General features: G+C 69.7%; 16 protein-coding genes and 1 tRNA gene. 8 read left to right on the top strand and 9 right to left on the bottom strand.

Annotated features, from left to right (window positions below; all coding sequences use genetic code 11):
• Positions 1 to 50: 50 nt before the first annotated feature.
• The 3 genes from flgM (at position 51) to BMZ38_RS14680 (ending at position 2,189) form a co-directional block, all read left to right on the top strand.
• On the top strand, positions 51 to 377 hold the full coding sequence (flgM, locus tag BMZ38_RS14670; protein WP_091339314.1) for a flagellar biosynthesis anti-sigma factor FlgM: 327 nt from the start codon (positions 51 to 53) through the stop codon (positions 375 to 377).
• 11 nt (positions 378 to 388) lie between these two features.
• On the top strand, positions 389 to 838 hold the full coding sequence (locus BMZ38_RS14675) for a flagella synthesis protein FlgN (RefSeq protein ID WP_091339318.1): 450 nt from the start codon (positions 389 to 391) through the stop codon (positions 836 to 838).
• Between the two features lie 88 nt (positions 839 to 926).
• Positions 927 to 2,189, top strand: coding sequence for an EAL and HDOD domain-containing protein (locus tag BMZ38_RS14680; protein ID WP_245747252.1), 1,263 nt, complete (start codon positions 927 to 929; stop codon positions 2,187 to 2,189).
• A 276-nt stretch (positions 2,190 to 2,465) separates the two neighbouring features.
• Here BMZ38_RS14680 and BMZ38_RS14685 read toward each other — a convergent pair whose 3' ends face one another.
• From BMZ38_RS14685 to rsmD, 7 genes are all read right to left on the bottom strand, one after another.
• On the bottom strand, positions 2,466 to 3,506 hold the full coding sequence (locus BMZ38_RS14685) for a TMEM43 family protein (RefSeq protein ID WP_091339319.1): 1,041 nt from the start codon (positions 3,504 to 3,506) through the stop codon (positions 2,466 to 2,468).
• A complete protein-coding gene (locus BMZ38_RS14690; protein WP_091339322.1) occupies positions 3,503 to 4,366 on the bottom strand; it encodes an MBL fold metallo-hydrolase in 864 nt (287 codons plus the stop codon). Before BMZ38_RS14690 ends, BMZ38_RS14685 begins: the two co-directional genes overlap by 4 nt.
• A 154-nt stretch (positions 4,367 to 4,520) precedes the next feature.
• Positions 4,521 to 6,245 (bottom strand): gamma-glutamyltransferase, encoded by a 1,725-nt coding sequence (ggt, locus tag BMZ38_RS14695; protein ID WP_091339324.1) that lies wholly within the window; start codon positions 6,243 to 6,245, stop codon positions 4,521 to 4,523.
• Positions 6,242 to 6,502, bottom strand: a complete 261-nt coding sequence (locus BMZ38_RS14700; protein ID WP_091339576.1) for a YfhL family 4Fe-4S dicluster ferredoxin — start codon at positions 6,500 to 6,502, stop codon at positions 6,242 to 6,244. Before BMZ38_RS14700 ends, ggt begins: the two co-directional genes overlap by 4 nt.
• A gap of 115 nt (positions 6,503 to 6,617) precedes the next feature.
• The gene (locus BMZ38_RS14705; protein ID WP_091339327.1) at positions 6,618 to 7,115 is read right to left on the bottom strand and encodes a hypothetical protein; all 498 of its coding nucleotides are present in this window, start codon (positions 7,113 to 7,115) and stop codon (positions 6,618 to 6,620) included.
• Complete coding sequence (gene coaD / locus BMZ38_RS14710; RefSeq protein ID WP_091339330.1) at positions 7,108 to 7,641, bottom strand: pantetheine-phosphate adenylyltransferase; 534 nt, start codon at positions 7,639 to 7,641, stop codon at positions 7,108 to 7,110. The genes BMZ38_RS14705 and coaD overlap by 8 nt, the downstream gene beginning before the upstream one ends.
• A 27-nt stretch (positions 7,642 to 7,668) precedes the next feature.
• On the bottom strand, positions 7,669 to 8,235 hold the full coding sequence (gene rsmD / locus BMZ38_RS14715; RefSeq protein WP_091339332.1) for a 16S rRNA (guanine(966)-N(2))-methyltransferase RsmD: 567 nt from the start codon (positions 8,233 to 8,235) through the stop codon (positions 7,669 to 7,671).
• Positions 8,236 to 8,677: 442 nt separating this feature from the next.
• Here rsmD and ftsY point away from each other — a divergent pair, with 442 nt between their 5' ends.
• From ftsY to BMZ38_RS14740, 5 genes are all read left to right on the top strand, one after another.
• Positions 8,678 to 9,529 carry a signal recognition particle-docking protein FtsY gene (gene ftsY / locus BMZ38_RS14720; RefSeq protein ID WP_425431874.1) on the top strand — a complete coding sequence of 284 codons (852 nt, stop codon included), beginning with the start codon at positions 8,678 to 8,680 and terminating at the stop codon, positions 9,527 to 9,529.
• Between the two features lie 11 nt (positions 9,530 to 9,540).
• Complete coding sequence (locus BMZ38_RS14725) at positions 9,541 to 10,596, top strand: AsmA family protein (protein ID WP_091339337.1); 1,056 nt, start codon at positions 9,541 to 9,543, stop codon at positions 10,594 to 10,596.
• Positions 10,593 to 11,666 carry an A/G-specific adenine glycosylase gene (mutY, locus tag BMZ38_RS14730; RefSeq protein ID WP_091339339.1) on the top strand — a complete coding sequence of 358 codons (1,074 nt, stop codon included), beginning with the start codon at positions 10,593 to 10,595 and terminating at the stop codon, positions 11,664 to 11,666. Before BMZ38_RS14725 ends, mutY begins: the two co-directional genes overlap by 4 nt.
• Positions 11,667 to 11,807: 141 nt before the next feature.
• Positions 11,808 to 12,083 (top strand): oxidative damage protection protein, encoded by a 276-nt coding sequence (locus tag BMZ38_RS14735; RefSeq protein WP_091339341.1) that lies wholly within the window; start codon positions 11,808 to 11,810, stop codon positions 12,081 to 12,083.
• A 68-nt stretch (positions 12,084 to 12,151) separates the two neighbouring features.
• A tRNA-Phe gene (locus BMZ38_RS14740) sits at positions 12,152 to 12,227 on the top strand.
• Between the two features lie 204 nt (positions 12,228 to 12,431).
• Here the strand turns inward: BMZ38_RS14740 and BMZ38_RS14745 are convergent.
• The gene (locus BMZ38_RS14745) at positions 12,432 to 12,680 is read right to left on the bottom strand and encodes a hypothetical protein (RefSeq protein ID WP_091339343.1); all 249 of its coding nucleotides are present in this window, start codon (positions 12,678 to 12,680) and stop codon (positions 12,432 to 12,434) included.
• An 80-nt stretch (positions 12,681 to 12,760) separates the two neighbouring features.
• Positions 12,761 to 16,345: a hybrid sensor histidine kinase/response regulator gene (locus BMZ38_RS14750; RefSeq protein WP_091339346.1), complete on the bottom strand. Its 3,585-nt coding sequence runs from the start codon at positions 16,343 to 16,345 to the stop codon at positions 12,761 to 12,763.
• Positions 16,346 to 16,364: the final 19 nt, after the last annotated feature.

The raw sequence follows: 16,364 nt of genomic DNA on the forward strand, positions 1-16,364 counted from the left end.
ATCCCGCCGATTCCCCTCGGGACAGGGCCCAACTTACGCGAGAAGGACCGATGAACACGACCATTTCCAACAACGGCTTGCCCCTCATGCCGCAGGCTCCCGGCAACCAGGCCAATGGCCCGGCGGCGGGTACCGGCAATGCCGCCAGCGACACTCCCGCCGCGGTGCCGGCCAAGGACGACAGCGTCCGCCTGACCGACTCGGCGCGCGCGCTGCAGGACGCCGCCAAGGTAGACGGCCAGGGCACGATCGACAGCAAGAAGGTGGAGAAGATCCGCCAGTCGATCGCCGATGGCAGCTACCAGGTCAACCCGGCCGCCATCGCCGACAGGATGATCGCGCTGGAAGGCCAGATCGCCGGCACGGCGAAGCCGTAACCGAACCGCACATGAGCAAGCTGCTGCACCACGAGCTCGAAGCCGCCCTGGCCGCGGTGGTGGAGGACCTGCACCGGTCCGTCACCGAGCTCACCGCGGCCCTGGCCGCCGAGCGCGAAGCGCTGGTCGGCGCCGACGCGGCCGCGCTGGACCGCGCCGGCGCACGCAAGCAGGCGCTGATGCAGCAGCTCGAGCAGTTGGACGCCGAGCGCGTGCAACTGCTCAAGGTCGAGCCGTCCGCCGCCGCGCAGGTCGAACCGCGCTGGCGCGAAGTGCTCGAACTGTTGCGCAGCTGCCATGAGACGAACCAGCGCAACGGCAGCCTGGTCAACCAGCGTCTGGCGCAGGTGCGCGAGGCGTTGGCGGTGCTGAGCGGCCAGGGCGGCGACGCCCGTGGCCTGTATGGCCCCGGTGGCGAAGTGCGCACGGCCTTGCGCTCGCACCACCTGGCCTCGGCCTGACGCCGGCAAAGAAAGTCTTACGGACGCCGCGCCGCAGGGCCGGTGGAGATCCACCCCAGGCGGGATCAGCCCGCGAGTAGATCAGACCATGAGCGACACCGCCGTTTCGACCCAGTCCCGCCTTGCCGGCAACCGCGAAATGCCCCTGCCGGTCGTGCGGGTGCCCATGCTGGACCAGAAGCGCGAGCTGTTCGCCTACGAGGTCATGTTCCACCGCCAGGCCGGCGACGAGAACGAACTGATGCAGCGCGTGCTCTCGACCCTGGCCGATGGCGCCCTGACCCGGCTGGTGCGCGGCAACCGCACCTTCCTCACTCTTTCGCGCGAACTCCTGCTGGGCCAGACCGACGTCCTGGCGCACCAGCCTCGCTTCGGCGTGGTGCTGCAGCCGGCCATGGCCGACGACGCCGAACTGATGGACCGGTTGCTGAAGATGTCCCAGCGCGGCTGCCTGCTGATGCTCGATGCCGGAGCGATGGACCTGCACGGTTCGGTGGCGCTCGAGTCGCTGCTGCAGGTCGTGCAGTTCGTGCGGCTGGACGCCAGCGCGCTGAGCCCCGAGCAGATGCGCGAGCGCACCGAAAAGCTGCACGAACGCGGCATCTGGGTGATCGCCGGCCACGTGGACGACCACGCCACCTACCAGCGCTGCCTGGAACTGCCGCTGCAGGCGATCCAGGGGCGTTACCTGCTGATCCCCGACCAGGTCGAGGTACCGGTGCTCTCGGCCAACCGCCTGTCGCTGCTGCGCCTGATGCGCGAGCTGCAGGAGAACAACCCGGGCCCGATCGAGCTGGGCGACATCATTCGCAACGACGCGATCCTGTCCTACAAGCTCCTGAGCTGCGTGAACTCGGCCTACTTCGGGCTGCCCAAGCAGCTCAAATCGGTGCAGCAGGCGGCGATCTTCTTCGGCGTCACGCGTATGCGCAACTGGGTCTTCACGATGGCTCTGGGCGGCATGGACGACCGTCCGCCGGAGCTGCTGCGCACGGCGCTGATCCGCGCGCACATGTGCGAGCAACTGGCCTCGCACATGCCGCGCCAGCAGAAGGAAATGGCGTTCACCGTCGGTCTGTTCTCGCTGCTGGACACGCTGATGTGCGCGCCGATGGCGTTCGTGCTCGAACAGTTGCCGCTGGTGCCGGAAATCCGGGAGGCGCTGGTTGGCTACAGCGGCCCGTTCGGCCCTCTGCTGGAACAGATCCACGCCTGGGAGGCCGGCCAGCTCAGCGGCCAGATCCCGCCGCAGCAGATCCAGCGCATGGCCGGCATCTACCTGGAAGCGACCCAGTGGGCCGACCAGGTGTATGCCTTCGCCGAACCCAAGGCGCCTGCCGCGGCGGCGTAAGCCGCACGCTCGTCGTTCCCGCATTCGTTCGCGTTACGCGTAGACGCGCAGCGCCGAGGTCGAAGCGCTTCCCGTGGGCTTGCGACCCTCCCTTCTGCCGGAGGAAAGGGATCGGATTCACAGGGCCGCCCCGGACTGTCAGCGCTCAGCAAAAACGCGCAGCGCCGGCGTCGCAGCGCCTGTCTCAAACCTTCCCGATCGAACCTCTCCCTCCGGGAGAGGTTGCCTCCAGGCGGGTGGGGTTCGGCGGAGCGCGATGCAACCCGGCGACCTGCCTCAGGGCCGCCCCATCCGCCGATGCAGCGAGGCCACTACCGCCACGCCGGCAACCGTCACCGCCAGCCAGTCGAGTACCGGCGGCCATTCACCGCCCAGCCACGAGACACACGAGACTGCGCCGATCGCCGCGACACCCACGCCCAGCGCCAGCAGCACGTCCCCGAGGCGGCGGCGGCGGTCCCACAACAGCAGGAAGGCGCCCAGCGCGGCCAGCAGGATCGCGCCGCCGCGCCGCGCGGTGGTGAACTCAGGCGGATCCGGCACGTCCGGCAGCACGTCGCCGAGCGAACGCGCGCCCACCTGCACCTGGTAGCCCCGCCCATCGTCCGCCTGGCTGGCGCGCACCAGCCGGTCGCCATCGAGCTGGGCGAAGATCGTCACGGGCTGAACCGGCACCGCCTGCCAGCTCACCCGCACGTCGCCCAGCCGGGGCGAGCCCGGGTCGGCGCTGGTGGTCAGGTACTGGTGATAGAGGCTGAAACTCGCGGCGAGGTTGGCAGGCAAGCGCGATGGATCGGGCGTGACCGCTTCGCTGCCCGGCAGGGCATGCACCAGCACGGGCCCGAGCGCGAATCCGCCGACCCGCACCTGTCCGGCGACGAAGCGTTGCCCCTGCAGCGGGAATGTCTTCGGGTTGGCATGCCCGCGCGGATCGGCGAACTTGCGCGTGTCCTGCAGTTCGTCCGACCAGTCCAGTTCGTAGTGAACGTCACTGCCGACGTGCACCTCGCGCCACTGGAACATCTCCACGCGACGGTCGAGTACCGGCGTGGCGACGGTCAGGTTGAAGTCGTCGTCGCGCGGCGCCTCGACCACATCGGGCGTGCCGGACACCAGCACCATGCTGCCGTGCATGCCCGGCTGCGGCCCGCGGGCGCCGGCCTGGACCACGTCGCCGCCGTGCCGCACGGCCGCCAGGTGGTGGATCAGCAGGCCGCGCTCGGTGATCGCCGCCAGGCCGAGGCCGGCGATCAGCAGCACCGCGCCGCCGCCGCGCAACAGCAGGGCCTGCGTGCCGATGCGCAACTGCCGCCTCACCCCACCGCCCCGGCCGGCTCGCCACGAAGGCTCGCGTGCTCGTCGGTAGTGCCGAAGCGGCCGCGCTCGTCGCGGGTCACCCTGGCCACCGCACAGGCATGGTCGTGGGTAAAGAACAGCCGCACGCCTCGGGCGAGCTTGTCCTCGAGGAAGGCCCGCTTCTCGTCGATCAGCGTCTCCGGGGCGCGGTCGTAGCCCATGGTGATCGGCAGGTGCACCCACGAACGGCCGGGAATCAGGTCGGCGCAGAACACCACGCCGCCGACCTCGGCCAGCATCAGGCCGGGCGTGTGCCCGTCGGAGAAATGGAAGCGCACGGACTTGCCGAGCGCCTTCGAATACGGCCCCTCGACCAGCTCCAGCCGGCCGCTGGCTTCCAGCAGGCCCGCCAGCTCGGGGATGAACGAGGCACGGTCGCGCGGGTGCGGCGACTGCGCGCGACGCCAGTGCTCCGCGCCGACCAGGAAAGTGGCGTTGGGGAACAGCAGCCGCGGCGGCTCGCCCTCCTGCCATGGTGCAAGCAGGCCACCGGCATGGTCGAAATGCAGGTGCGAGAGCACCACCGCGTCGATGTCCTCGTGCGACAGGCCGGCCTGCGCCAGCGACTCGAGCAGCACGTGGCGGTCTTCCACCACGCCGTAGCGTTCGCGCAGCTTCGGCTCGAAGAATGCACCTATGCCGGTCTCGAACAGCACGTTGCGGCCATCGAGGTCCTTGACCAGCAGGCAGCGGCAGGACAGCAGGATGCGGTTCTCCGCGTCCGGCTCGATCCAGCGCGCCCACATGGCCCGGGGTGCGTTGCCGAACATGGCGCCACCGTCGAGCTTCTGGGTGTTGCCCTCAAGGGACCACAGCTGCATTTCTCGTCCCCTGTGGAAAAGTCAAAGGATGCCGTCGGGGATTCTACGCAGGGGGGCCGGCCATGTCTGCCGGCGCGCCGGGGCTGCGGGACCGCGGGTTCTTGCGGTCCTGCGCGAGGTCGCCGGCGACAACGCCGCCCGCGACCCGTCCTGGCTACTGCACCTTGCCCAGTCCCGACGGCCGCCGCGGATCGCTGGCTGCCTGCAAGGTGTTGCTGCGATGTTCCCAGGTCACCACGTTCATGAAGCCCCACGGCTCGCGCGGATGCAGCGTGTAGCCCATGCGTTCGAGTTCGCGCGCGGTGGCCGGATCGAACACGCCCTCCTCCACGTCCACCCGGTCGGGCATGAACTGGTGGTGGTAGCGCTTCTGCGCCACGATGCCGCTGGCGTCCTTGCCATCGATGAAGGCGAGGATGCCCTCGAGCACCTGCGTGATGATGGTCGAGCCGCCGGGCGAACCGATCACCGCGGTGCGATCCTGGCCCAGCACCAGGCTGGGCGACATCGAGGAGAGCATGCGCTTGCCGCCCTTGGGCGCATTGGCCTTGCTGCCGAGCAGGCCGTACACGTTGGGCTTGTTGGGCACCAGCGCGAAGTCGTCCATCTCGTCGTTGAGCAGCACGCCGGTACCGGCCGCCACGAAGGTGGAACCGAGCGTGTAGTTCACCGTCGAGGTGACGGCGATCATGTTGCCGTCCTTGTCGATGATGGAGAAATGCGTGGTGTGCGGACCCGGGTCGCGTGCGGCGCTGGAAGGCAGCATCGAGGAGGGCGTGGCCTTGTCCGGCAGGATGCTCTGGCGCAGGCCGTCGGCGTAGTACGGCGACAGCAGCATGTCCAGCGGCATCTTCACGAAGTCAGGATCGCCCAGATAGTCGTTGTGGTCGCGGAAGGCGCGGCGCATCGCCTCGACCACGTAGTGCACGCGGTGGGCACGGTCGAGCTTGTCCAGCTGAACGCCGCGCAGGATGTTGAGGATCTCGGCGATCGCCACGCCGCCGGAAGACGGCGGCGGCGCGGTGAGGATGCGGTAGCCGCGGTAGTCGATGCTGATCGGCGCGCGCTCCTTCACCTGGTAGCCGGCCAGGTCGGCCTCGCTCCAGTTGCCGCCGGCCGCGCGCACGGCGGCGACCAGCCTCTTTGCGACTTCGCCCTTGTAGAAGCCGTCGCGCCCTTGCCTGGCAAGGGTCTCGAGTGTGCGGGCCTGGTCGGGGTCGCGCCAGGTGCGGCCTTCCACGGGCGGCTTGCCGTCGACGAAATACTTGGCCGCCGAGGCCGGCCAGCGCTTGAGGTCATCGGTGCGCTCGGCGATGGCGTTGCGCAGGCGGCTGTCCGGCTGGAAGCCGTCGCCTGCGGTGCGGATCGCCGGCGCCAGCGAGGTCGACAACGGCAGCTTGCCGTAGTGCGCGGCCAGCCACGCCAGGCCGGCGGGCTCGCCCGGGATGCCGGCCGAGAGCGGACCGTTCAACGCGGCATCGCGGTTGGGCGAGCCGTCCGCATTCACGTAATCCTTGGCGTTCACTGCCGCCGGTGCCACTTCGCGCGCGTCGATGAACACCTCGCGCCCGTCCGAGGCCCGCCGCAGCACCGCCATGAAACCTCCACCCAGTCCGGAGCTTTCCGGCTCGACCACCGAGAGCGTGGAGGCCACCGCCACCGCCGCGTCGAACGCGTTGCCGCCCTTGGCCAGCACTTCCAGCCCGGCGTTGGTGGCCAGGAAGTTGGCGCTGGCGATCGCAGCGTGCCCGGGCTTCTGCGCCTGCGCCGCGGCAGGAATGGCATGCGCCGCCTGGGCCGGAGGGTCCGTTGCGAAGGCAGCGCCACTGGTCAGGAACAGGCTCAGCAACAGCGCGCGCCAACGCAGGGACAGAGTCATGCCGTGGTCTCCTTCGCCATCAACTGGCGGTATTTGAGTTCGAGTTGCTCATGGGTTTCGGCCAGCGCGTCGTCGACGAGGATGCATTCGACCGGACACACCAGCATGCACTGCGGTTCGTCATGGTGGCCGACGCACTCGGTGCACAACGCGGGGTCGATCACGTAGTAGTCCTCGCCCATCGAGATCGCCTTGTTCGGGCACGCGGGCTCGCAGACGTCGCAGTTGACGCAGGTGTCGAGGATCTTCAGGGACATGGCGGCCATGGTACCGCGGCGAGGCCGGCGCCGCCGAAGTACGAACGACCCGAACGAAAACGCCCGCGACGCCATCAGGCCTCGCGGGCGTATGTGCGCCGCACTTGCGCGTGGTTTACATCGCCACGAAACGCACGGTCGCGCCGGTCGGCTGCAGCGCGGCCGTGACGCGGTCCTTGTCCGCCTGGTCACCGATGAACAGCACGATCACGTCCTTGAACGAGCCCGGCTTGGCGCCCTGGAAGGCGGCGATCACGAAGCCGGCCGTCTTGGCCGAGTTCGGGCCGGCGAAGGCCAGCAGGTTGCCCGGCAGCACGCCGCGGGCGATGGTGTCCTGCACGTTCTGCAGCTGGCGGTCGTACTTGGCCTTGGCATCGTCGTCGTCGCCGGCCGGCACCAGGTACGCGTACGGGCGCTCGGCGGTCATGCCCTGCATGTTGTTCTGCACGATCTGGCTCAGGTAGGCGTTCCAGGCCTGGGCGTCGTTCGGGTTGGTCGGCTTCGGAGCGGTGGCCTGCTGGGTGGTCTGCTGGTTGTCTTCCTGCTTGTTGCAGGCGGACAGGGCCAGGCTACCGGCGAGCGCGAAGGTTGCGGCGATCAGGAACTTACGCATGGGTGTCTCCCTGTGAGTGGATTTGGGTTTTTCGCCAGCGCTGCCGCATGGCCTGTTGCACCGCCGGGTGCACGAAACCGGAAATGTCGCCGCCGAGGCGGCCTATCTCGCGCACCAGCGAGGAGGAAATGAAGCTGTACTGCTCGGCAGGCGTCAGGAACAGCGTCTCCGCCTGTGGAATCAGGTGGCGGTTCATGCTCGCCAGCTGGAATTCGTATTCGAAGTCCGACACCGCACGCAGGCCACGGATGATCACGCCCGCGCCCACCTCGGTGACGAAGGTCGCCAGCAGGCTGTTGAAGCCGCGCACCTCGACGTTGGGCAAATCGGCCAGCGCCAGCCGCGCCAGCGCGATGCGCTCGTCCAGGCTGAAGCCCGGGCCCTTGCCGGAACTCTCGGCCACTGCCACCACCACCCGCTCGAACAGCGGCGCAGCGCGCGATACCAGGTCGGCATGGCCGTTGGTGATCGGGTCGAAGGTGCCGGGATAGACGGCCAGGCGCTTGTTGACCGGGGCTGTATTCACGTCAGGGCTGCAGCGCGGAGGTGGCGGCTAGCTTAACGGAAGCTCCGCACAGCGGCGATAGAGCGCATGGCGCACCTCGCCGGCCCTGCCCTCGCGGTGCAACGCCCAGTTCGACGGGAGCTCTGGCACGAGGTCGCGCGGCGACTCGACGTAGATCCAGGCTTGCGCGGCCAGCCACCCGTTCGCCTCCAGCTTTTGCGCGAGCCCGCTCCAGAGGTCCGCGGCGAAAGGCGGATCGAGGAAAACGAGCCCGAACGGCGCCGACGCGCCCTCGAGGAAAGCCGCCGCGTCGGCCGCGGACACGGTGGCATCGCCAGCCTTCAGCCGCGCCAGGTTGTCGCGCAGCGCCTGCGCCGCGCGTGCGTCGCGCTCGACGAAGCGCACCGCCCCGGCACCGCGCGAAAGCGCCTCGATGCCCAGCGCCCCGGTGCCGGCGCAAAGATCCAGCGCCGACACCCCGGCGAGCACCGGCGCCAACCAGTTGAACAGTGTCTCGCGCACCCGCTCCGGCGTCGGCCGCAGCCCTGGCAGATCGGGCACCTCCAGTCGAGAATTGCGCAGGCTGCCGCCGATGATGCGGATGCGGCCCTTCATGCCGGCCCCCCTTCGCGACGGCGCATGCTCGCCATCGACATACAGGTCGATCGCCGGCAGGGGCCGCTCCTGCAGGAACGAGGCCTGCGCGAGCGGCCCTCAGCGGGCAGTCTGGTAGCGGGTGATAGCATCCGTGCATTGTCTTGGAAACACCGCCGCAATGCTCAAGTTCTGGAAGAAGAAACCCACCGAAACGACTTCGGAGCAGCCGGCCGACCAGGGCCAGACGCCGCCTGCCGATATGCATGTCGCCGACGCCGCAGCACAGGACACCACCAACCCGGTGCTGGACGAGGCCCGCGCGGAACTGGCTGCCGCCGAGCCAGCGGTGGTCGACGAGGCGCCGCCCCCCGCGGCAGCACCCGAGCCTGCCCAGGCCAAACGCAGCTGGCGCGAGCGCCTCGCCGGCAGCGGCTTCGCCAAGGGCCTGAGCTCGCTGTTCGTGCGCCATCCCAAGCTCGACGATGACCTGCTCGACGAGCTCGAAACCCTGCTGATCACTGCCGACGTCGGCGTGGAAGCCAGCACCACGCTGGTCGAAGGCCTGCGCAAGCGCATGCACAAACGCGAGTTCGCCGATGCCGATGCATTGCTGGCCGCGCTGCGCGAGTCGCTGGTCGCGATGCTGCTGCCGGTGCAGCAGCCGCTGGACATCTCCGGGCACAAGCCGTTCGTGGTGCTCACCGTGGGCATCAACGGCGTGGGCAAGACCACGACGATCGGAAAACTCGCCCGCAGGTGGCGCGACGAAGGCCGCCAGGTGCTGCTCGCCGCCGGCGATACCTTCCGCGCCGCCGCGGTGGCGCAGCTGAAGGCCTGGGGCGAGCGCAACAATGTGCCGGTGATCGCGCAGGGCCAGGACGCCGACTCCGCCAGCGTCATCTTCGACGCGCTGCAGGCCGCGCGCTCGCGCAACGCCGACGTGCTGGTCGCCGACACCGCCGGCCGCCTGCACACCCAGGGCGGCCTGATGGACGAGCTGTCCAAGATCGCCCGCGTGCTGAAGAAGCTCGACCCGGACGCGCCGCACGAGGTGCTGATGGTGATCGACGGCACCACCGGCCAGAACGCGATCAGCCAGCTGCGCCAGTTCCAGCAGATCGTCGGCGTGACCGGCCTAGTCGTCACCAAGCTGGATGGCACCGCCAAGGGCGGCGTGGTGTTCGCGCTGGCGCGCGAGTTCGGCCTGCCGATCCGCTTCGTCGGCCTGGGCGAGAGCGCCACTGACCTGCGCGAGTTCGACGCCCGCGCCTTCGTCGACGGCCTGCTGCCGGCCACGCTGGCCCGAGCCTGATCGCAATGGCAATGACACGGCGGCTGCATTACGCGCTGCTGGCCCTGACCGGCATTCTCGTTGCCGGACTGGTCGCACTGGTGGTGACCGTCTACCTGCTGCTCCAGCCGGAACGCTTCACTGCCATGCTGCAGGAGCAGGCGGCCAAGGCCGGGCTTGAACTCAGCCTGGCCAGCCCGGCCAGCCCCACGCTGTTCCCGCGCCCGGCGCTGGAACTGCAGGGGCTCACCCTCACCGCGCAGGGCGCCAGCATGCCGATCCTGCTGGCCGCCAACGGCCGCCTGGCGCTGCCCTGGAGCACGCTGTTCGGCGGACCCACGGTGATCTCGCGGCTGGAAATCGACGCGCCGCGGGTGGATCTCGACGCCTTGCAGGCGTGGCTCTCCAGTCTGCCCTCCGGCTCCGCCGGCGCCCCCAACATCCCGCGCATCGACACCGGCGTGCGCATCGCTCGCGGCACGCTCGTGCGTGGCAACCAGCTGTTGCTGCGCGACTTCTCGCTGGACGCCGGCAGCCTGCTCACCGGCCAGCCGTTCCCGCTGGTGGTCTCGGCCAAGGATGCCGGCGGCACGGCGATGCAGCTGCGCCTCACCGCTACGCCGCGCATCCAGGGCAATGCGTTGCAGCTCAACGACATCAACCTCGACTTCAGCCGCGGCACCACGCTGTCGATGCAACTGACCGGTGAAGCGCACTGGCACGGCGCAGCCGACGCCGCGGCCACGCTCGCCGGCTCGCTCGACGAGGCCGACGCCGGCCGCTATGACATCTCGCTGGGCCTGACCCCCGCCAACCAGAGCGATCCGCTGCTGCTCGCGCTCAAGCTCGACGGACCCGGCAACCACGTCGATCTGCGCCTGCCGCCGCTGGCCGTGGCGCGCTGGTGGTCGCACATCGGCGACACGGAGGGTCCCAGACTCGATCCACCGCCGGGCAGTGGCCACATCGACGCCGCCACGTTCGACATGGCCGGCGTGCACGTCGAAGGCCTGCACCTGGAACTCGCGCCTGCGCCCGCGGCCAGCACCGCCAAGCCCGCCGCGCCAGCCACCAGCGACACCCAATGAGTTCCACCCTCGCCGCCGACCTGCTGCCCTGGTTCGACCGCCACGGCCGCCATGACCTTCCCTGGCAGGCCGCTACGGCCGATGGTCGCCGTGACGCCTACCGCGTGTGGCTGTCCGAGGTGATGCTGCAGCAGACCCAGGTCGCCACGGTCATCCCCTACTTCCTGCGCTTCACCGAGGCACTGCCGACGCTGCGCGCCCTCGCCGCGGCGGAGGAAGACCGCGTGCTCGCGCTGTGGTCGGGGCTGGGCTACTACCGCCGCGCGCGCTTCCTGCACCGCGCCGCGCGGCTGTGCATGGAGCGCCACGGCGGCGACCTGCCGCGCGATTTCGACGCGCTCGCGGCGCTGCCCGGCATCGGCCGCTCCACCGCCGGCGCGATCCTGGCGCAGGCACACGGCCTGCGCTTTGCGATCCTCGACGGCAACGTCAAGCGCGTGCTCACGCGCTACCACGGCATCGAGGGCCATCCCGGCCTGGGTGCGGTCGAAAAGCATCTGTGGGAACGGGCCGACGCGCATACGCCGCACGAGCGCGTGGCCGATTACACCCAGGCGATCATGGACCTGGGCGCCACCGTCTGCGTGCGCTCGCGCCCGCTCTGCCTTGCCTGTCCGCTCACCGAGGCTTGCGTCGCCCGCCGCGAAGGCCGCACCGCGCAGTTGCCCACGCCGAGGCCGGGCAAGGTCGTGCCCACGCGCGCCACCACCATGCTGGTACTGCGCGACGGCGAAGGCCGCGTGCTGCTGGAACGACGCGGCCCGAGCGGTGTCTGGTCGGGCCTGTGGAGCCTGCCCGAAGCGCCCGGCCACGAAGCTGCCTGGCGCCTGGCGCAGGACCACGCGCAGCTGGACGACGCGCAGGCGCTCGCACCTTTCGTCCACGTCTTCAGCCACTACCGGCTCAACGTCGAGCCGCTGTTGTTCGACGGCGCGACAGCCCGGCCCGCCATCGCCGATAATGCATCCTTGCGCTGGTACGCCCGCGACGAATGGCCGAGCCTCGGCCTGCCCGCCCCAGTGCGCACCTTGCTCGAAACACTGGCACACCAACCGCACCATCCGCCCTGAAACCACCAGCCGTTCGTGCCGGGCGCAGGCCGAAGTCGAAGGACATGCGCCGAAGCGAGCCGGGCACCGCTAAAACCCCGCTTGCCGGCGCAAGCTGCGCTCAGCGCGAACGAGCACGTGAGTAGCACCGAGGAATCCCCCATGCCCCGCACCGTCCACTGCGCCAAGCTCGGCCTCGACGCCGAAGGCCTCGACTTCGCCCCCTGGCCCGGTCCGCTCGGCCAGCGCGTCTACGAACACGTCTCCAGGCAGGCCTGGCAGCAATGGCTCGCCCACCAGACCATGCTGATCAACGAGTACCGCCTCAACCCGCTGGAAGCGAAGACCCGGCAGTTCCTCGCCGGCGAGATGGAGAAGTATTTTTTCGGCGGCGACGTGGCCCAGCCCGCCGGTTACGTCGCTCCCGACGAACCTTGACGCAAGTACGCACATCCGATTTAATGCGCGGCTCCACGTAGCACGCATTCAATCGTGGCCCTCTTCCCGGCCGGGTAGCTCAGTTGGTAGAGCAGGGGATTGAAAATCCCCGTGTCGGCGGTTCGATTCCGTCCCCGGCCACCATGAAACGACGAAGCCCGCGCATGCCGCGGGCTTTTTCGTCCCTGCTGTCCGGCAGGTCGAGGCGATGGGCCCGGGTCCGCACATGCGCTGCCTAAGCAGCGGAGCCGCGCCCCCATCGGATCTCGCCAATGCGGCACGGAGCCACCGACACGGGGATTTTCAATCCCCTGCTCTACTGCCTGACCCCGGCCGAGGAACCACCGCTCACACGTCGGCCGCCGGGTCGGACGGGCCCAGTGTAGGCGCCCTGCGATTGGCCTCGTCCCTGTAGTCGGCATTGGTTTCGCCTGCTTCGAGCATGTCCTGGACAGGGTCGGTGGTTGCGCTGGCGCGCTCCGGGTCGAGTCGCTCCGTGCGGTTGTCCGCTTCTTCGATGGTGTCGAGCCGGTCGGGCTTGTCGTGCTTGCCGGAGGCATTTCGCTTGCCCGGCTTCGCTTGCTGTTCCTTGTTCATGTGCGGCCTCGCAGGTTGCGTGTCCCCGAGGTTCGCGTATCCGGTGTTGGCGGCGCGAGAACGCGCCTGCCGTCCTGCGATCAGGCCGGGTCCACCTCCTCGACCGCCGGCATGGCCGCTTCGGGCACCAGCTGTGCGAAAAGCTCGGCGAGATCCTCGCCACTGAAAGGCTTGCGCAGGAACGCGTCCATTCCTGCTTCCCGCGCGTGCACCTCTTCGCCGCCGCCGGAGCGTGCGGTGATCGCGACGATGGGCAGGTGCCGGCCCGGTTCCTCGCGCTGGCGGATCAGGCGGGCGACCTGAAAGCCGTCGACGCCCGGGAGATCGAGGTCCAGCAGCGTCACGTCGAAGGCTGACTGGTCCAGTTCGGCCAGCGCGCCCAGGCCGTTGGCGACGTAGCAGACGCGATGGTGCTGGCGCTCGAGCTGGCCGCGGATCACGGCAGCGACGATGGCGTCGTCCTCGACCAGCAGCACGTGCAACGCGCGGCCGATCGGCGCGGGCACGCCAGCGGTCGCCGCGGCGGTCTCTCCGGGCGCGTGCAGTGGCAGGCGCACGCGGAAAGTGCTGCCGTGGGCCAGGCGCGATTGAAGTTCGATGTTGCCGCCCATCATGCCGACCAGCTCGCGGCAGATCGCCAGGCCCAGCCCGCTGCCGGCGTTCCGTTGTGGGCCCTCGATCTGTTCGAAGCGCTGGAACAACCGCGCCTGCGCGGCTTCGGGAATGCCCGGCCCGGTGTCGGTGATGCTGAAGACCAGGTCTTCGGCGCAACGCTCGGCGCGCAACTTCACGCTGCCGTATTCGGTGAACTTGAGCGCGTTGTGGGTGAGGTTGAGCAGCACCTGCTTGATGCGCACAGCGTCGCCGATGACCTTCGGCGGCAGGCCGTCGTCCAGCTCCGTCGCGAGGGTGAGGCGCTTGGCCTGGGCGTGGCCCAGCTGCAGTTGCACCACGTCATCGAGCAACTCGCGCGGATCGAACGGTGCCTGTTCCAGGTCCAGCCGCCCAGCTTCGATGCGGGCCAGGTCCAGCGCGTCGTTGAGCAGCTTGAGCAGCATGCCGCCTGAGCGCTGCATGGCCAGGGTGTAGTCGCGCTGCTCGGGCTTGAGCGGCGTGGTCAGCAGCAATTCGGCCATGCCCATCACGCCGGTCATCGGGGTGCGGATTTCGTGGCTCAACGTCGCCAGGAACTGGGTCTTGGCAGCGCTGGCCTCCTCGGCAAGGCAGCGCTGCTGTTCGGCCAGCGCGATGCGATGGCGCTGCGCGATGCGCCGGCGCCATACCCACAACGCCATCCACACGCTCAGGACCAGGGTGATGGCGTAGGTCAGCCAGGCCCACCAGCGCGCCCAGGGCGGCGCCTCGACATGGATGCGCAGCGGCGTGGCCAGGCTTGCCCAGGCGCCGCCGGCACCGACCGCCATCACCCGGAGCGTGTAGTCGCCCGCGCCCAGTCCGGCGAAATCGCGCTGGCCGCGGTTGTCCACGTCGACCCAGTTGCTGTCCAGGCCGTCGAGGCGGAAGCGGTAGCGGTTGGCGTGCGGGTCGACGTAGGAGAACAGCCGCGCTTCCACGCCGAGCTCGCGGTCGCGCCAGTCCACTTCGACCGGCCCGGGACCCAGTGGCAGGTCGGTGAGCTGGCCGCGGCGGCGCACCCGCACGCGGGTCAGCGCCAGCTGCGGCACGGTGGCCTGCTCGCATACGCGGTCGGGGTCGAAGGCGACCACGCCGCCGAGCGTCGGCGCGTAGAGGTTGCCGTCGGGCATCAATGCGAAGCCGCGCGAGAACTCGGTGTTGCTCAGTCCATCCTGCAGGCCGAACGAGCGGAAGCGGCCGGAGTCCGGGTCGAAGCGCCACAGCCCGTCGGTGCCGAAGATCCACACCCGCCCGCGCGCGTCCACGCGCATGTCGACCACCCCGACCGAAGGCCAGCCGTGCGCCATGTCCACGTGCCGCACCAGCGCCAGGCCGTCGCCGTGGTAGCGGTACTGCTCCAGCCCGTCGGGCGTGGCCAGCCACAAGCCGTCGGGCGAGAAGCTGAAGGCCTCCACGGAAACCCCGGTGGGACCGCCGGGCACCGGCTCGAAGAAGGTGTCCGTGGGGTCCAGCTGCATCAGGCCGCCTTCGCTGGCGTAGTAGAACGTGCCGCGGTCGTTGAGCGTCATCTGCGCGCCCCACAGCATCTTGTCGTCGGCCTGGTGCAGCGGCACGGGCGTCACCGCCAGCGTGTCCGGATCGACGCGGAACAGGCCCTCGCGGTAGGTGCGCACGTACAGGCGATGGTCGGGGCCGGGCTCGACCTCGAGCGGGCGGCTGAACATCCTGCCCTCCGGGTCGACCCGGTCGGCCTTGCCACCCTTGGCACGGTAGAGCGCACCCTGCACCGCTACCCACAACCGTCCGCCGTCGTCCTCGGTCATGCCCAGCACGTCGCCGTGCAGGTCCGAGAACTCGTGCTCGACCGCGCCAGTGTAGGGGTCGAGACGGTCGACCCTGCCGCCGCGCTCGCCCACCCACACATGCCTGCCATCGCGGCCACGGGCCATGGTGGTGGCGACCGAATCGCGCAGGCTGGCCGGATCGTCGGGGACATGCGTGTAGCGGCTGAAGCTGTACCAGCCGGCCGCCAGGTAGGCCACGCCACCATCGAGCATGGTCACCCACAGTCCGCCTTCGCGGTCCACGTAGAGTTGCCAGACCCAGGTGCCGGGGAGGTTACCGTAGAGCACCGGCCGGTCCATCACCGGGATCACCGCGCCGCCCGGCCGATCCTGCAGGAACAGGCCGCGCTGGGTGCCGATCCACAGGCGTCCGGCATGGTCGCGCGTGCTGGCCATGACGTTGGTGTCGGGCAACTCGTCGCGGGCGAAGCGATGCGCCCGCCCGTCGGCGCCCACGACCAGCAGCCCGCGCACGGTGGCGATGCGCACCTCGTCGCCGTTGCCATCGATGCGCCAGGCGTCCACCGTCTGGCCCGGGTCGGCCGGCAGTACGTGATGCCAGCTGCCATCCGCGTCGCGACGGAACAGCCCGTGGGCGCTGCCGATCCAGAGCCGCTGGCGGGGATCGACGTAGAGCGCGGCCACCTCACCGAAGTCGGCCGGCGCCGGCCCGAGCAGCGGGTTGACGACGTGCTCGAAGTTGCCGTCCGCGCGCATCCGGTCCAGCCCGAGGCGCGTACCCACCCAGAGGCTGCCATCCGCCGTCTGCGCCAGTGCCCAGACCTTTCCGCTGGAGAGGCTGGCGGGGTTGGCCGGGTCGTGGCCCCAGTGCCGGAACTTGCCGGTGGCCTCATCCAACAGGTTCAGGCCGGCGTCCAGCCCGCCTGCCCACAGGCGGCCCCGCGTGTCGATCAGCAGCGTGGAAATGCCATTGGCATAGAGTGAGCCGGGATTCCCGGAGGCATGGCGGTAGTTCCTGAACTCCACGCCATCAAAGCGGGCGATGCCGTTCTTGGTGCCGAACCACATGGTGCCGTCCGGCGCCTGGACCGCGCTGTAGACCAGGCTGCTGGACAAGCCATTGGCGCTGCCATAGCGGCGGAATTGCGGCGTCGGCAGCACTGCGGTCGAGGCCGCCCCGGCGGGAGCGGAGGCCGGCACGTTGGCGCCCACCGCGGTCGCACCCAGCAGCAAGCCAACGCCCAGCAGCAAAGCGGACACCATGTGTTTCCCCCACTCGGCC

It is taken from the genome of Frateuria terrea (genome assembly GCF_900115705.1).
GTDB lineage: Bacteria > Pseudomonadota > Gammaproteobacteria > Xanthomonadales > Rhodanobacteraceae > Frateuria_A > Frateuria_A terrea.

Coding starts and splice junctions, on each gene's coding strand:
- mutY (WP_091339339.1), top strand. CDS start 10,593: ATGAGTTCCACCCTCGCCGCCGACCTGCTGCCCTGGTTCGACCGCCAC.
- BMZ38_RS14745 (WP_091339343.1), bottom strand. CDS start 12,680: ATGAACAAGGAACAGCAAGCGAAGCCGGGCAAGCGAAATGCCTCCGGC.
- BMZ38_RS14750 (WP_091339346.1), bottom strand. CDS start 16,345: ATGGTGTCCGCTTTGCTGCTGGGCGTTGGCTTGCTGCTGGGTGCGACC.
- BMZ38_RS14690 (WP_091339322.1), bottom strand. CDS start 4,366: ATGCAGCTGTGGTCCCTTGAGGGCAACACCCAGAAGCTCGACGGTGGC.
- BMZ38_RS14675 (WP_091339318.1), top strand. CDS start 389: ATGAGCAAGCTGCTGCACCACGAGCTCGAAGCCGCCCTGGCCGCGGTG.
- rsmD (WP_091339332.1), bottom strand. CDS start 8,235: ATGAAGGGCCGCATCCGCATCATCGGCGGCAGCCTGCGCAATTCTCGA.
- ggt (WP_091339324.1), bottom strand. CDS start 6,245: ATGACTCTGTCCCTGCGTTGGCGCGCGCTGTTGCTGAGCCTGTTCCTG.
- BMZ38_RS14680 (WP_245747252.1), top strand. CDS start 927: ATGAGCGACACCGCCGTTTCGACCCAGTCCCGCCTTGCCGGCAACCGC.
- BMZ38_RS14735 (WP_091339341.1), top strand. CDS start 11,808: ATGCCCCGCACCGTCCACTGCGCCAAGCTCGGCCTCGACGCCGAAGGC.
- BMZ38_RS14700 (WP_091339576.1), bottom strand. CDS start 6,502: ATGTCCCTGAAGATCCTCGACACCTGCGTCAACTGCGACGTCTGCGAG.
- BMZ38_RS14725 (WP_091339337.1), top strand. CDS start 9,541: ATGACACGGCGGCTGCATTACGCGCTGCTGGCCCTGACCGGCATTCTC.
- flgM (WP_091339314.1), top strand. CDS start 51: ATGAACACGACCATTTCCAACAACGGCTTGCCCCTCATGCCGCAGGCT.
- BMZ38_RS14705 (WP_091339327.1), bottom strand. CDS start 7,115: ATGCGTAAGTTCCTGATCGCCGCAACCTTCGCGCTCGCCGGTAGCCTG.